Below are 15,215 nucleotides of genomic sequence, written 5' to 3'. Positions count from 1 at the left end.
TCAGCGCCCAGCCGAGCGAGATACGGAGCTGACATGGAATTCGGAATCAACTTCTTCCCGGTGGTGGACCCGTCCCGCAAGAGCGCCACGGCGTACTTCGACGAGAGCCTCGAGCTGGTCGAGCTGGCCGACCGGCTGGGCTACGAGCACGTGCAGACGGTGGAGCACTACGGCACCCCGTACGGCGGCTACAGTCCCGACCCGGTCACCTTCCTCACCGCCGCGGCGGCCCGCACCAGCCGCATCCGGGTCTGCACCGGCGCCATCATCGCGGCGTTCAGTCACCCGGTGCAGGTCGCCGGCAAGCTGGCCATGCTCGACCACCTGTCGCACGGGCGCCTCGACGCCGGCTTCGGCCGGGGCTTCCTGCCGGACGAGTTCGCCACCTTCGAGGTGCCCATGGACAGCAGCCGGGCCCGCTTCGCCGCGATGGTGGAGACGGTCCGCCGGTTGTGGACCGAGGAGGACGTCGTCAGCGAGAGCCCGTTCTTCCGGTTCGGGCCGATCACCATGCTGCCGCGCCCGTTCCAAAACCCGCACCCGCCCATCTTCGTCGCGTCGGCGACCAGTGCCGAGTCCTGCGCCGCGGCCGGCACGGCCGGTCATCACCTGCAGGTCGTGCCGTCGGTGACCTCGGCGGAGGCGCTGCGCGAGATGATCGGCGCGTACCGCCGGGCGTGGGCGGCGGCGGGCCACTCCGGCACGCCGCGGATCCAGATCAAGTACACCGTGTACGTCGCCGCGGACCGGACCGAGGCCCTGGCCGCCGGAGCCGAGCACGAGCGCAACTACGTGTCGCAGATGGCCGAGGCCGTCGCGTCCTGGGCCGGCGCCCGCAGCGACCAGTACCCCGGCTACGAGAAGTTCGTCGAGAAGGCGCGCACGTACGACTTCGACGCGGCGCTGCGGGGCAACAAGGTCCTGGCGGGCACTCCCGACGACGTGAGCGCGCAGCTCTCGGCGATCCGTGACGACTACGGCGCGGACCTGTCGGTCAGCCTGCAGTTCAACCCGGGCACGACGACCCTCGCCGCGGCCCGGGAGGCGATGACGCTCTTCGCCCGCGAGGTCGCGCCCGTCTTCCGCGGCGAGCTCGCCGGGGCGGCACGGTGACCCGCGCCGGCACGGTGGCCGTCATCGGCCTGGGCGCCTGGGGTTCCGCCGCGCTGTGGCAGCTCGCCAAGCGCGGCGTACCGGTCGTCGGCTTCGAGCAGTTCGAGCCCGGGCACGCCCTCGGTTCCTCGCACGGCGGCAGCCGGATGTTCCGCACCGCGTGCCTGGAGCACTCCGGGCTGGTGCCGCTGGCGCAGCGCTCGCTGAGGCTGTGGCACGAGCTGGCGGAGGAGGCGGGACAACCGCTGTTCACCCGTACCGGCGGGCTGCTGCTGGGTTCCCGTGACGGGCACCTCGCCGGCGGTGCGCTCGCGGTGGCGCGCGAGCACGAGCTGCCGGTCGAGGTGCTCGACGCGGCCACCGTGCGGCGGCGCTTCCCGGCCCACGCCGCGCTGCCGGACGACCACATCGGAGTGTGGGAGCCCGGTGCGGGACTGCTCCGGCCGGAGGAATGCGTGCGTTCGGCGGTCACCGCCGCCGAGAAGGCGGGCGCCCGGGTCTACCGCCACACCCGCGTCACCGGCATCGAGCTGGCCGGCGGCGGCGCGGTGGTGCGCACCCCGGCGGCCGAGTTCCCGGTGGCGCAGGTGGTGGTGACCGTCGGCGCGTGGGCCACCACGCTGCTGCCCGATCTGCCGCTGGAAACCGTCCGCATGCCGATGACGTGGTACCGGCCCGGCCAGGACGCCGCCGACCTGGCCCTGGACCGCTTCCCGGTGTTCATCCGGGAGCTGGAGCCCGGCACCGCCATCTGGGGACACGGCTGGTCCGCCGGCTTCGCGCCGGGAGCCGACCCGCACGACGTGAAGCTCGGGCTGGAGGACGGCGGCGCCGGCTTCGCCCGCGTCGACCCGGACGACGGCGCCCGCACGGTGGTCACCCCGGCCGACTGGGACCGGTTGTCCGGCCTGCTCGCCACCGCGGTGCCCGGCGTGGGTGCGGCGCCGTCCGCGGTCGCCGGGTGCATGAAGACGCGGACGCCGGACGGGCAGTTCCTCGTCGGACGGCCCAGCGGCGACCCGCGGCTGGTCGTCGGGGTGGGCTGCGCCGGACACGGCTTCAAGCACGCCACCGGCCTCGGTGAGGCCCTCGCCGACCTGGTCCAGGGCAGCCCGACGCGGTGCCCCCTCGGCTTCGCCGATCCCGACCGCTTCTCGTGAACGACGTAAGGACGACTCGTGCAGCTTCGCATCCTGGGACCGGTAGACATCTACGACGACGTCCGCGGTCGGGGGCTCAGCCCGGGCGGCGCCAAGCAGCGCACCCTGTTCGCCCTGCTGGTGGTGCGCGCCGGCCGGACCACCTCGCTGTACCGGCTGATCGAGGAGATCTGGGGCGAGGACACCCCGCAGAACGCCACCAACGCGCTGCAGGCCCACGTCGCCCGGCTCCGCAAGATGCTCGCCGAGGCCGGTGCCGACGGCGAGCGACTGTGCACCGACCCCACCGGGTACGCGCTGCGGCTGCGCCCCGGTGAGTCGGACGCCGAGCGCTTCCAGCGGCTCTCCGGCACGGCCCGGTCGGTGGCGGGGGACCAGCCGGAACGTGCCGGAGAGCTGTTCCGCGAGGCGCTGGCCCTGTGGCGCGGCACCGCGTTCGACGGCTGCGCGCTGGGCCCCGTCCTGACCACCGAGGCCGGGCTGCTGCAGGAGCAGCGCCTGTGCGTGCAGGAAGGCCTCTACGACACCCAGCTGACCCTGGGCCGCCACGGCGAGCTGGTCGGCGAGCTGGAAGAGGCGTCGGCCGCGCACCCGCTGCGCGAGCGCTTCCAGGACCAGCTGATGGTGGCGCTGTACCGCTGCGGCCGGCAGTCCGAGGCGATCGGCGTGTACGACCGGACCCGGCGGGCCTTGCTGCGGGAGCTGGGTGTGGAGCCCGGGCCGGCGCTGCGCGGGCGGATGCAGGCCGTGCTGAACCACTCGCCCGCCCTGATGGTCCCGGGCCGCCCCGCCCTCGTCCGCGCCGAGGCCGAGCCCGCCAGCGCCCACCTGACCCGCGAGATCGACCAGCTCCGGACCCGCATGAACTCGCTCGTGCAGCAGCAGGAGGCGCTGGTGCGCGCGGTCAGCCAGCTCTCCGCCGCCTCCGGCTTCTGACCCACGACGACGAAAGGACCACGATGCTCGAAGGATGCGTGCCCTGGCCCGACGACCTGGCCAGGACCTACACCGACGCCGGCTACTGGCGCGGGGAGACGCTCGGGACGCTCCTGCGCCGGTGGGCCGGCCGGCACCCGGGCCGTACCGCGCTGGTGCACGGCGAGCGCCGGATCAGCTACGCCGAGCTGGACTCCTGGGCCGACCGGCTGGCCGCCGGGCTGGCCGCGCGGGGTATCCGGCCACGGGACCGGATCGTCGTGCAGCTGCCGAACGTGCCGGAGTTCGTCGCGCTGTGCTTCGCCATGTTCCGCCTCGGCGCGCTGCCGGTGTTCGCGCTGCCGTCGTACCGGGCCAGCGAGATCCGGCACCTGTGCGAGCTGTCGGGCGCGATCGCCTACGTGGTGCCGGACGTCTTCCAGGGCTACGACCACCGTGAGCTGGCGGCGTCGATGCAACGGGAGCTGCCGGGCGTACGGCAGGTCTTCGTCGCCGGCGACGGCGGCGACTTCCCCTCCCTGGCGCAGGTCGAGGCGGACCCGGTGGCACTGGCCGAGCCGGACCCGCGCGACGTCGCGTTCTTCCTGCTCTCCGGCGGGACGACGGCGCTGCCGAAGCTGATCCCGCGGACCCACGACGACTACGCCTACCAGGTGCGCATCACCACCCAGCTGTGCGGGCTCGGGCCGGACACCGTCTACCTGACCGTGCTGCCGGTCGAGTTCAACTTCCCGTGGGGCTGCCCGGGCATCCTCGGCGTACTGTCGGCCGGCGGCACCGCCGTGCTGGCGAGCACACCGTCGCCCGCGGAGTGCTTCCCGCTGATCGCCCGCGAGCGGGTCACCATGACGTCGATCGTGCCCACCATCGTCCACCTGTGGCTCGAGGCGGCCGACGGCACGCCGTACGACCTCGGCAGCCTGGACCTCGTGCAGGTCGGCAGCGCGAAGCTGCACCCGGAGGTCGCCGCCCGGATCGGGCCGGCGCTCGGCTGCCGGCTGCAGCAGGTGTTCGGCATGGCGGAGGGGCTGCTCACGTTCACCCGCGACGACGATCCGCAGGAGATCGTCCTGACCACGCAGGGACTGCCGGTCTCCCCCGCCGACGAGATCCGCGTGGTCGGCGACGACGGCGCCGAGGTGCCCGCCGGCGAGGTCGGCGAGCTTCTCACCCGCGGGCCGTACACGCTGCGCGGCTACTACCACGCGGCGGAGCACAACCGGCGGGCGTTCACCGAGGACGGCTTCTACCGCAGCGGCGACCTGGTCCGCATGACGCCCACCGGGCACATGGTGGTGGAAGGGCGGATCAAGGAGGTCATCAACCGCGGCGGCGACAAGGTGTCCGCCACCGAGGTCGAGTCGCACCTCATCGCGCACCCGCAGGTGGCACAGGCGGCCGTGATACCCGTGGCCGACCCGGTGCACGGCGAGAAGACCTGCGCGGTCATCGTCGCCGCCGGGACCGCGCCGCGCCTGCCGCAGCTGCGTCGCATGCTGCGCGAGCGCGGGCTGGCCGACTACAAGCTGCCGGACCGGGTCGAGGTGGTGGCCCGGCTGCCGCTGACCGGACTCGGCAAGGTGGACAAGAAGGCGCTGGTCGCCGCGCTCTCCGAGGAGGTTCCGCGATGAACGGCGACTTCGTCGTGCCGTTCGCCCGGCGCGGCAGCATCGTCGGCGCCGAGGAGATCGCCGCGCTGGCGGCGCTGGTCGACTCGGACGCCCCGCTGTCCGCCGGCGGCCTGCGGGAGCGGTTCGAGTCCCGGTTCGCCCGCCACGTCGGCAGCCGGCACGCGCTGTCGGTCACCAGCGGGACGGTCGCCCTGGAGCTGGCCATCGAGCTGCTCGAGCTGCGGCCCGGCGACGAGGTGGTGGCCACACCGCAGACCTTCCAGGCGACCCTGCAGCCGCTGCTCGACCGCGACGTCACCGTACGGTTCTGTGACGTCGACCCCGAGTCGCTCAACCTCGACGCGGACGTGCTGGAGACGCTGATCACGCCGCGGACCCGGGCGATCCTGCTGGTGCACTACGGCGGCTGGGCCGCCGACATGGACCGCATCATGGCGATCGCCCGCCGCCACGGCGTGCTCGTGCTGGAGGACAGCGCGCACGCCCTCGGCAGCACGTACCACGGCAGCAGGCCCGGCGCGCTGGCCGACATCTCGTGCTTCAGCTTCCACGCGACGAAGAACATCACCACCCTCGGCGAGGGCGGCATGATCACCACCGACCGCGACGACTGGGCCGAGCGCCTCGACCGCCGGCGCAACAACGAGGTCGACGGTATCTATCTGCCCGCGGACGAGCAGGAGCCGTTCCTGCTGCCGTGGATGAAGTTCTCCGCGGACGTGTACCGGCAGGCGTGCGTGGGCGTCCGCCGCGCCGGCACCAACGCGACGCTCGCGGAGGCCGCCGCCGGCGTGGGCCTGACCCAGCTGGACCGCCTCGAGACGCTGGTGGCGCGCCGCCGCCGGATCGCGGGCCGGCTGGACGAGGTCCTGGACCGCCACCCGCACGTACGCCGCCAGCGCCCGCCGGCGGGCGTGGGACACGCCTACCACCTCTACACGTTCTTCGCCGGTGGCGGGTCGCAGGCCCGCGACGAGCTGGTCCGGACGCTGCACCGGCAGGGCGTGGAGGTCCAGCTGCGCTACTTCCCGCAGCACCTCACGCCGGAGTGGCGCTGGCGCGGGCACGGTCCCGGCGAGTGCCCCACCGCGGAGCGGCTGTGGTTCACCGAGCACATGAACCTGCCCTGCCACCCCGGGCTGACCGACACGCAGGTCGATCACCTGGTGCACACGCTGGACCGCGCCCTCGCCGAGGTGCCGGACCGGACCCGAACCGTCCGGGGCGGACCCGCCGTCCGGACCCTGCCCGCCTGAGGAGGCGACATGCCCTACATCGACGTCAAGCTGTTCGAGAGCCGGCTGACCGACGAGGTGGAACAGCGGCTCATCGACGAGATGACCGACGCGGTCGTCCGGGTGTTCGGCGAGGAGATCCGGGCCCAGACCTGGATCTCGCTCAGCGGCATCCCGGCCAGCCGCTGGGGTGTCGGCGGCGAACGCCACTGACCCCCGCACGACGAGCCGGCCGGGTCCCTGGCGGACCCGGCCGGCTTGTCGTCATCGCCGGGTGACCGCCAGCAGCAGCGCCCCGGCCGCCAGCACCGCCGCGCCGCCGATGGCGGCGAGATGCCGGTCGCCGGCGGCGCCGAGCAGCACCCCGGCGAAGGCCAGCCCGAGCGCGCCGCCGAGTTGCTGCGCGCTGGTCACCAGGCCGCTGGAGACACCGGCCTCCTCGGGGGCGACGCCCGCCACCGCCGCCTGCGCGGTGGCCGGCAGCACCGCCGACATCCCGAAGCCGAACACCACCAGGCCGGGCAGCAGCGCCGGGTAGCCGCCGACCGCGACCCCGCCGGCCAGCAGCAGCGCGCCGGCGAGCACCACCGCGAACGCGGCGGCCAGCAGCCGTCCGGGCGGCATCCGCCCGGCGAGCCCGGGCATCAGCCGCAGCGCGGCGAAGGAACCGGCCGCGAACGGCAGGTACGCCAGCCCCGCCAGCACCGGCGACAGCCCCAGCGTCCGCTGGAGCTGCAAGGTCAGGGTGAAGAAGACCCCGAACAACGCGCCGGTCGCGAGCACGCCCATCGCCAGGGCCACGACCCGGGAACGGTCGGCCAGCAGGCCCGGCGGGATGAGCCGTACCGATCCGGCCCGCTCCCCCAGCACGAAGCCGGCCGCGAGCACCGCCGCCACCGCCAGAGCGACCAGCAACCGCACGACGCCGTCGCCGGAGTGCAGGCTCAGCAGGCCGTACGCCAGCGCGCCCACGGCGCCGGTGAGCAGTACCGCGCCCCGCGCGCCGACGCGGACCTCCCGCCTGCCGCCGGCGACGCCGCGGGCGAACAGGGGCAGCAGCACCAGGGCCGCGGCGGCGACCGGAAGGTTGACCAGGAACACCCAGGGCCAGGACAGGGTGCCGGTGATGATCCCGCCGAGCACCACCCCGGACAGGCCGCCGGTCACCGCCACCGTGCCCCAGACCGCGAAGGCGCGGGCACGTTCGGCGGCGTCGGTGAAGCTCAGCGCGATCAGGCCCAGCACCGTCGGTGAGACCAGGGCCGCGCCGGTGCCCTGCGCGAACCGGGCGGTGACCAGCTGCCACGGCTCCTGGGCCAGGCCGCACGCCAGCGAGGCGAGCGCGAACACCGCGGTGCCGGCGACGAAGGTGCGCACCAGGCCCACCCGGTCGCCGATGCGCCCGGCGACCACGAGCAGACCGCCGAACGCGAGGATGTAGGCGTTGACCACCCACGGCAGCCCGGCGGGGGCGAAGCCCAGCCCCTCCTGGATGCTCGGCAGCGCCACGTTGACCACCGTGTCGTCCACCATGAGCATGAACTGCACGAGGCAGACCACCGCCAGCAGCCTCCACCGGTGGGCGGCGACCGCGGGCGCGGTGGTGACGGGCTTCGTCATCGGACGATCACTCCTTCTCTATCAGCCGGTGTCGTGTCCGGCGGGCCGGGTGTGGGCGGCAGGTCCAGCACGACGGGCGGCTGGGACATCCACGGAAATCCGTACCTCAGGTGTGCGGTGACGGCATCCCCGGCGGCCGCCTCGACCGCGACCGCCACGATCGTCGACGCCATCGGTTCCAGCTGCAGGAACTGCCAGCGCCCCACCGCGTCGTCGCGGGACGGGCGGAAGCGCCGCACCCGCCGCCCGCCGTCGAGCACGAAGGCGAACGAGTCGAACGGCAGCGACAGTCCCAGGCCGCGGGCCTTGGCGTACGCCTCCTTCAACGTCCAGAGCCGCAGCACGCCACGGGCCCGCTCGGAGGGCACCAGCCCGTCGATCCAGCGGCGTTCCTCCGCGGTGAACGACTCGGCGACCCGCATCCAGGACTCGGCGTCGTCGCGGTCCAGTCGTTCGACGTCCACGCCGATGCGCCGGTTGACGGCCGTGCCCACCACGTTGACGCCGCGGGCGTGCGACAGGTTGAAGTCCAGGCCGGTGTCGCCGCGCGGCCAGCCCTCCGGCGGCGGGCTCAGGAACGGCCGGCCCCGCCGGCTGCGCCAGAACCGCAGCCGGCTCTCCGGCACGCCGGTGTGCCCGGCCAGCACCCGCCGCACGAGGGCATGCGCGACCAGGTACTGGCGCCGGTCGGCCGGGAACACGAAACGGCGCGCGCGTTCCTGCTCCGCCGGGTCGAGCCAGCACCGGGCCAGGTCGACCGCGTGCACCTCGGGCAGATCCTCGTTGCGGCACAGCCACAGCTGTACCGGCGCGTCGTCGCTCATCCACCACCTCCGATCGCCAGCCGGGCGTCCGCCACCAGGCGGGCCACGAAGGCGGGGATCCGGCTCTGCAGGTAGAAATGGTCTCCCGGGTAGAGGTGCAGGCCGAGGAACCGGGTGGTGTGCTCGCGCCAGTCGGCCAGCCGGTGCGGGCGGACCACCACGTCGCGGTCGCCGCCGAAGGCCGTGACCGGCACGGGGAGCCGCCCCGCGCCCGGCCGCGGCCGCCACGTCTCGACCAGGCGCAGGTCGGCCCGCAACAGCGGCGCCAGGTACGCCCACCACTCCGGGTCGGCCAGCACCTCGCGCGGGGTGCCGCCCATCTCGGCGATCGAGGCCCGCAGCTCCTCGTCCGGCAGCAGGTGCCGGGTACGCATGTCCAGGCCACCGTCGGGCCGGGGGGCGGCGCGGGCCGACACGCCCAGCCAGCGCGGCGCCGGATCGCCGTACTCGATCAGCCGCGCCGCGAGCTGGTGCGCGACCAGGGCGCCCATGCTGTGCCCGAAGAGGACGTACGGCCGGTCGAGCAGGGGCAGCATGTCGGCGCGCAGGCGCGGGAGGAGGTCCTCGACCTGGGCCACCGGCGGCTCGTCGGCCAGCCGGCCACGGCCCGGCGCCTCCATCAGGCACACCTCCCAGTCGCTCGGGAAGTGCCTCGGCCAGTCCCGGAAGAGCAGGTGCGAGCCGCCGGCATGGTGCAGCAGGAACACCCGGACCGCCGGGTCGGGCACCGGGTACGGGCACAGCACGGTCCGCCCCGCGGCCTGCCCCGTCCTCATGCCGCCTCCCCGGCGGTGGCGGCCTGGCGGATCTGCCGGACCATGCTGGTCAGGGCGGTGCCGCCGATCTCGGCGAAGGTGACGTCGTCGCGCTGTGCCAGCGGCTGCAGCGACTCCACCCACCGCACCGGATGGTCGATCTGGGCGATCAGGTGGTCGGCGATCCGGTCCGCCGGATACGGCTGCGCGGTGCTGTTGGCGATCACGTCGAAGGCCGGTGGCGCCAGGCGGGCGGCGCGCAGCAGCGGCGCGATCTCCTCAGCGGCCGGCGTCATGTAGCGGGAGTGGAACGGGCCGCTGACCGGCAACCGGCGCACCATGCGGGCGCCGGCGTCCTCCGCGATCGGGGCGAACTCCTCCAGGTCGGCCAGCGGCCCGGCCACCACGTGCTGCACGGGCGAGTTGCGGTTCGCCAGATCCAGCGTGCCGAAGCCGCCGCGCAGCAGCAGGAACCGCAGGTACGTCTCGGACAGCCCGATCACCACCGACATGCCTCCGCCGGTGATCCGGGCCATCGCGGCGGCCCGCGCCTGCACCAGACGCAGACCCTCGGCGAAGCCGAAGACGCCCGCCGCGCACAACGCGTTGTACTCGCCCAGGCTGTGCCCGAGCGCCAGGTCGGGCGCCTGCTCGCCGTCCTCACGGCGGGCCCGGTACGCCAGCGCGTTGACCACGAAGACGGCCGGCTGGGTGTAGCGGGTGTCCCCGAGCCGCCCGTGCGGGTCCTCGAGGCACAGCTCCCGCAGCGAGTAGCCGAGCACGTCGCTCGCCTCGCGCTCGGCCTCGGGGTAGCGGTCGAACTCCGCGCGTCCCATGCCGGCACGTTGCGAACCCTGTCCGGCGAACAGCAGAACCCTGGTCATCGGGCGTCCCTTCCCTTGTGGTGGCGCACGATCGCGGCGACCGTGCCGGCGAGCCCGCGGGCCTGCTCCCCGGTCAGCAACGTGATGTGGTTGCCGGCCACGGTCTGCACGCTCAGGTCGCCACAGAGGCCGCCCCATCCCATGTCGGGCAGGGCGTAGTAGTCGTCGACGGTGAACTCTCCGTCCACGCCGAGCCCGGTGTCGGCGGCGCGCAGCAGCACGACCGGGCCGGGGTACGGCCGCGGCCGGTGCCGCTCGACCGCGTTGAGGGTGCAGGCCAGCAGCGCGTACGGGTCGCCGTGCCCGGCGCCGCGCATCCACTCGGCCACGGTGGCCAGTTCGTCGAGGTAGGCGTCGCCCGTGGCCGGCGTGCCCGCGCCGCCGTCGGCGCCCGCGCGGTCGTGGTCGGCGACCCGGCGCAGGAAGCTGCCCTCGGCCGCGGTGTCGGTGACCCGGCCGGTCGGCGCCGCCGCGTCGACGATCAGCACCAGCGGCGTGGCGCCGGTGCGCTCGTGCACGAGGCAGGCCATCTCGTGCGCGACCACTCCGCCCCCGGAGAATCCGCCCAGCACCACCGGCCCGGAACCGAGCCGGGGCCCCAGCTCCCGCAGATGCCGCTCGGCGAGTTCCCGCACGGTCCAGTCCGGCGGCGGGCCGGGCCGGTCCGCGCGCGGGTCGCGCAGGCCGAACAGCGCCTCGGCGCCGGGGTAGTGCCGCGCGAACTCGCCGTAGCAGGCGACCTGGCCGCCCGGCGGGTGCAGCAGGTAGACCGCGGGGCTCACGCCCGGTGCCAGCGGCACCACGGTGGACCGTCCGGCGTCCGCCGGGGCGCCGGCGAGCACCTGGGCGAAGGCCGCGGCGGTCGGGTGGGTGAGCAGGTCGTCCAGGCGTACCGGACGGTCGCAGCGCTCCTGGATCTCGCGCAGGAAGCGGCTCGCCAGCAGCGAGTGCCCGCCGCTGAAGAAGAAGTGGTCGTCCGGGGCGACCTCGGCCACGCCGAGCACCCGGCCCCACACCTCCCGCACGAGCTCGGTGTGCGGGCCCGGCGGCCACTGCCCCGGCGAGCCGCCGGACGTCGCGGGCGGCGCCGGCCGGGCCAGCACCGGCAGCATGTCGTCGGGCACCGCGCCGGCCAGCTCGGCGACGGTCGAGCCCGGCCGCGCGGCCAGCTCCCGCAGCACCGTGCGCCACAGCTCACCGATGCGCCGGGCGGCCGTGTCGTCCACCGCACGCCGGTCGTGCACCACGGTCAGCACCAGGTCGTCGCCGTCGTGGTGGACCAGCACGGTGCACGGGTACGCCGTCTCGCCACCCGTGCCGGACATCCCGTGGACCCGGACGCCCTCGCCGGCCAGCAGCTCCCCGACGTCGCCCAGGTCGCTCGGGTAGTTCTCCACGACCAGCAGGCTTTCGAAGAGCGGCGTCCCGCCGTGACGGCCGCTCCAGTCGTGCACCTGCCCGGTCGACACCCACTCGAAGGTGGACATCTCCAGCGCGGCGGCCCGGGTGCGCGCCATCAGCTCCAGCACCGGCTCGTCCGGGCGTACCTCCACGACCAACGGCAGCGTGGTCATCAGGAGGCCGGCCACCCGGTCCGCGCCCGGCAGGTCGATCGCCCGGCCGGAGAGGGTGACGCCGAAGCACACCGGCGCCTCGGCGGCGGTGCCGGTGGCCCGCCACAGCAATGCCGCCCAGAGGCTCTGCAACACGGTGCTCTCGGTGGCCGACCGCTGCGCCGCGGCGGCGAACAGCCCGGTCAGCTCCGCGCGGGGCAGCCGTACCTCGTGGCGGCCGACGCCGGTGCCGGGGGCGGCCGGGCCCGGCACCCCCGGCCGGGTCGCCGGCTGCCGCTCGCACAGCCGGGAGGACCAGAACGCCTCGGCGTCGGTGGTGTCCTGCTCCGCCAGCCAGCGGGCATGGTCGCGGGCGTCGGGCTCGGCCGGGTCCTCCGGCCGCGGCCGGTGCAGGTACGCCCGGTAGAAGTCCTCGAGCACCAGCGCCGCGCTCCAGCCGTCCAGCAGCGCGTGGTGGAAGCTGAACAACACCCGGTGCCGTTCCTCGCCCGGCCGGACGGTGAGACGGAACAGCGGTGGCCGTGCCGGGTCGAAGTCGCGGGCGCGGTCCTCCTGGAGCACGCGCTCCCACGGCCCGTCGGTCACCACCCGGACCTCCGGCTCGACCCGGGCATGCACCACCACCCGGGCCTGCTCGTCCCAGCGGAACGCCGAGCGCAGGGCGGCGTGCCGTCCGGCGGCGTGCCGCCACGCGGCGCGGAAGCGGTCGAGATCCAGCGGGCCCTGCCACACCCAGCTCAGCTGCTCGACGTAGCGGCCGGTGCCGCGGCGGGCCAGCGAGTCGACGAGGATGCCGTACTGCTGCGCGGTGATGGGCACCTCCACCGGCTCGGCGGCCTCGCTCACCAGGGCCCGGCAGAGACCCGCCAGGTGGTCCAGCAGGGCGGTCACCGCCGGGCCGTCCACCCCGTCGACCGGCTGGGCCGCGTACGTGGCGCCCACGGTGAGCCGGCCGTCGCGGACCAGCCCGTACAGCTCCACGGTGTGCGGGCGCTCGGCGCGGGGCGACCGATCCTCCGGCACCGGGGAGCCGACGATCTCGAAGCGGCTGCCGGCGAGATCGGCGTCCAGCCGGCCGAGGTAGTTGAAGCTGACCAGGGCCGGGGGCGCCGCGGCCAGTTCGTCCCGGACCTGCGCGGCGGGCGCGAAGGACCGGACCGCGCCGTGGCTGGCACCGCCGTGCGGCACGGCCGCGAGCTGCGCCCGTACGGCCCGCAGATGCGCGGCCGGTTCGTGGGTACGGTCCACGTCCAGCACCACCGGATACAGCGCGGTGAACCACCCGACGGTACGGGCGAGCTCCCCGTCGGTGTCCCGCCCGTGACCCTCCACGTCCAGGGTGACCGGCGTGCATCCGCGCCAGCGGGCCAGCGCCAGCGCGACGAGGCCGGTGAGCACGTCGTGCACCGGCAGCCCCAGTGCCGCGGGGACGGGTCCGAGCAGCGCGGCGGTGGTGGCCGGGTCGAGGTGCCGTTCGAGGCGGTCGCTGTCACCCTCGCGTCCGGCGGGCGCCGCCCGCAGCAAGGCGCCGGCGGCGTGGCGCCGACGGACGACCGTGCGCCAGTAGGCGGCGGTCGGCTCGTCGGCGGCCACGCCCGGCAGCCCGGCGAGCCAGGCCCGGTAGGACCGGCTCTCGGCGGGCATCCGCGGTAGCTCGCCTCGGTGGAGGGCGGTCACCGCGGCATCGAGGTCGCCCAGCAGGATGCGCCAGGAGACGCCGTCGACCACGAGGTGGTGGACGACGACGAGCAGCAGGTCGGTGCCGCTCGCCGGGTCGTGCAGGAGCCGCGCCCGGACGAGGATCCCGGCCGCGGGGTCGAGGGAGCGCTGCACCTCGCGGATCGCCGCGTCGCGCTCCTCGGCGGAGGCGACGGTGACGGTGTCGTACAGTTCGGCGGGACGCATCGCGGTGAACGGTTCCGCGCGGGCCATGCGGTCGCCGTCGAGTCGTGCGGACAGTTCGGGGTGGGCGAGCACCAGCGCCTGCAAGGCCATGCCGAGCAGCGCCGGGTCGGCCGGTGCGGTGAGCCGCAGCAGCACCGACTGGTTCCACTGGTGACGGTCGGTGTGCACGGTGTCGAGGAACCACCGCTGGATCGGTGCGAGCGCCGCGGCGTGCCGCGCCTGCGGTCCGGTTCCGGCGCCCGGGACGGCGGTGCCGTCGGCTCCCGTTCCGGCGCCCGGGGCGGCGGCGCGGTCGGTTCCCGTTCCGGCGCCCAGGGCGGCGGCGAGGTCGGTCAGGACCGGATGGGCGTGCAGCAGGCGCAGGTCGAGCGCCAGCCCGGCCCGGCGCAGCTCCGCGACGAGCCGCATCGCCAGGATCGAGTCGCCGCCGGAGGCGAAGAAGTGCGCGTCGTCGCCGGCCGGCGCACCCAGCATCGCCGTCCAGGCGTCGCGGACCAGTCCCAGGACCCGGCCGGGCGGCGCGACCTCCGCCGGGACCGCTCCGGGCTGCGCCGCCTGTCCCGGCGGCGTGGCCGGTGGCGGCGGCAGAGCCTTCCGGTCGGCCTTGCCGCTGGGGAGCCGGGGCAGCTCGGACAGGGCCACGAGCCGGGCGGGCACCATGTACGCCGGCAGCCGCTCGGCCACGCAGGCCCGCAGCGCGCCGACGTCCACGGTGTCCGGGGTCACGTACCCGACGAGCTGGGCGTGCCCCTCGTCCGGGCGGCGCACCACGGCGACCGCGTCCCGCACACCGGCGGCATCCAGCATCGCCGCCTCGACCTCGCCCAGCTCCACCCGGAAGCCGTTGAGCTTGACCTGATGGTCCAGCCGGCCCAGGTAGGACAGTTCGCCGTCGCCCAGGCGGCGGACGAGGTCCCCGGTGCGGTACAGGCGTACCGGCCCGTCCCCCGCGTCGGCCTCGACGAACTGCTCGGCGGTGCGCTGCGGGTCGTCGTGGTAGCCGGCGGCCAGCGCCACTCCGGACAGGCACAGCTCTCCCGGCGCACCGGGCGGCACCGGCCGCAGCGACTCGTCCAGGACATGGCAGACGACGTTGTCCAGCGGGCGCCCGATCGGCACGTCGGCCTGAGCGGCCCAGCGTCCCGGGGCCACCCCGGCGTCGAACACGGTGGCGTAGATGGTCGCCTCGGTGGGCCCGTACGCGTTGTAGAGGCGGGCCGGGTGCGCCGCGGTGAAGCGGCGCCGCAGATTGTTGGTGAGCGCCTCGCCCGCGCTGACCACCGCCCGCAGGGTCGTCACCTCGGCCAGCACCGGGCTGTCCGTGAGCAACCGGAGCAGGGCCGGGACCACGTGCAGCAGGGTGACCCCGCCGGAGCGCAGGGTGGCTGCCATCGCGTCCGGGTCGCGCTGTTCGCCCTCCGGCACCACCACGAGGCGGGCGCCGCAGACCAGCGGCACGAACAGCTGGTGCATGGTCACGTCGAAGCTCAGCGTGCCGGAGAACGCCATCGCGTCGGCGGGGGTCACCGCGAAGTACCGCCGGGACCAGGCGAGGTGGTTGACCAGGGCACGGTGTTC

Annotated in this window: 11 protein-coding genes; 6 read left to right on the top strand and 5 right to left on the bottom strand. The window is 74.9% G+C overall.

Annotation, left to right across the window (positions count from 1 at the left end; genetic code table 11):
* Nucleotides 1-33 precede the first annotated feature (33 nt).
* The 6 genes from IEY99_RS26390 to IEY99_RS26365 are packed head-to-tail and all read left to right on the top strand — an operon-like array spanning nt 34 to nt 6,288.
* Nucleotides 34-1,113, top strand: a complete 1,080-nt coding sequence (locus IEY99_RS26390) for an LLM class flavin-dependent oxidoreductase (RefSeq protein WP_189206762.1) — start codon at nt 34-36, stop codon at nt 1,111-1,113.
* Entirely contained in the window at nt 1,110-2,273 is a 1,164-nt protein-coding gene (gene solA / locus IEY99_RS26385) for an N-methyl-L-tryptophan oxidase (RefSeq protein ID WP_189206761.1), read from the top strand. The genes IEY99_RS26390 and solA overlap by 4 nt, the downstream gene beginning before the upstream one ends.
* A gap of 18 nt (nt 2,274-2,291) precedes the next feature.
* The gene (locus tag IEY99_RS26380) at nt 2,292-3,209 is read left to right on the top strand and encodes an AfsR/SARP family transcriptional regulator (protein ID WP_189206760.1); all 918 of its coding nucleotides are present in this window, start codon (nt 2,292-2,294) and stop codon (nt 3,207-3,209) included.
* A gap of 23 nt (nt 3,210-3,232) precedes the next feature.
* On the top strand, nt 3,233-4,840 hold the full coding sequence (locus IEY99_RS26375) for a (2,3-dihydroxybenzoyl)adenylate synthase (RefSeq protein ID WP_189206759.1): 1,608 nt from the start codon (nt 3,233-3,235) through the stop codon (nt 4,838-4,840).
* A complete protein-coding gene (locus IEY99_RS26370; protein WP_189206758.1) occupies nt 4,837-6,096 on the top strand; it encodes a DegT/DnrJ/EryC1/StrS family aminotransferase in 1,260 nt (419 codons plus the stop codon). The genes IEY99_RS26375 and IEY99_RS26370 overlap by 4 nt, the downstream gene beginning before the upstream one ends.
* Before the next feature lie 9 nt (nt 6,097-6,105).
* On the top strand, nt 6,106-6,288 hold the full coding sequence (locus IEY99_RS26365; protein ID WP_189206757.1) for a tautomerase family protein: 183 nt from the start codon (nt 6,106-6,108) through the stop codon (nt 6,286-6,288).
* Between the two features lie 51 nt (nt 6,289-6,339).
* Here the strand turns inward: IEY99_RS26365 and IEY99_RS26360 are convergent, their stop codons facing one another.
* The 5 genes from IEY99_RS26360 to IEY99_RS26340 all read right to left on the bottom strand — a co-directional run.
* Complete coding sequence (locus tag IEY99_RS26360) at nt 6,340-7,695, bottom strand: MFS transporter (protein WP_189206756.1); 1,356 nt, start codon at nt 7,693-7,695, stop codon at nt 6,340-6,342.
* Entirely contained in the window at nt 7,692-8,519 is an 828-nt protein-coding gene (locus tag IEY99_RS26355) for a 4'-phosphopantetheinyl transferase family protein (RefSeq protein WP_189206755.1), read from the bottom strand. Before IEY99_RS26355 ends, IEY99_RS26360 begins: the two co-directional genes overlap by 4 nt.
* The gene (locus IEY99_RS26350) at nt 8,516-9,295 is read right to left on the bottom strand and encodes a thioesterase II family protein (protein WP_189206754.1); all 780 of its coding nucleotides are present in this window, start codon (nt 9,293-9,295) and stop codon (nt 8,516-8,518) included. The genes IEY99_RS26355 and IEY99_RS26350 overlap by 4 nt, the downstream gene beginning before the upstream one ends.
* The gene (gene fabD / locus IEY99_RS26345) at nt 9,292-10,158 is read right to left on the bottom strand and encodes an ACP S-malonyltransferase (RefSeq protein WP_189206753.1); all 867 of its coding nucleotides are present in this window, start codon (nt 10,156-10,158) and stop codon (nt 9,292-9,294) included. The genes IEY99_RS26350 and fabD overlap by 4 nt, the downstream gene beginning before the upstream one ends.
* A partial coding sequence (locus IEY99_RS26340; RefSeq protein WP_189206752.1) for a condensation domain-containing protein occupies nt 10,155-15,215 on the bottom strand: 5,061 nt, incomplete at its 5' end. The genes fabD and IEY99_RS26340, both read right to left, overlap by 4 nt.

Source organism: Couchioplanes azureus, from assembly GCF_014648355.1.
Taxonomy (GTDB): Bacteria; Actinomycetota; Actinomycetes; order Mycobacteriales; family Micromonosporaceae; genus Actinoplanes; species Actinoplanes azureus.
This window is presented reverse-complemented; position numbering and strand designations above follow the sequence as displayed.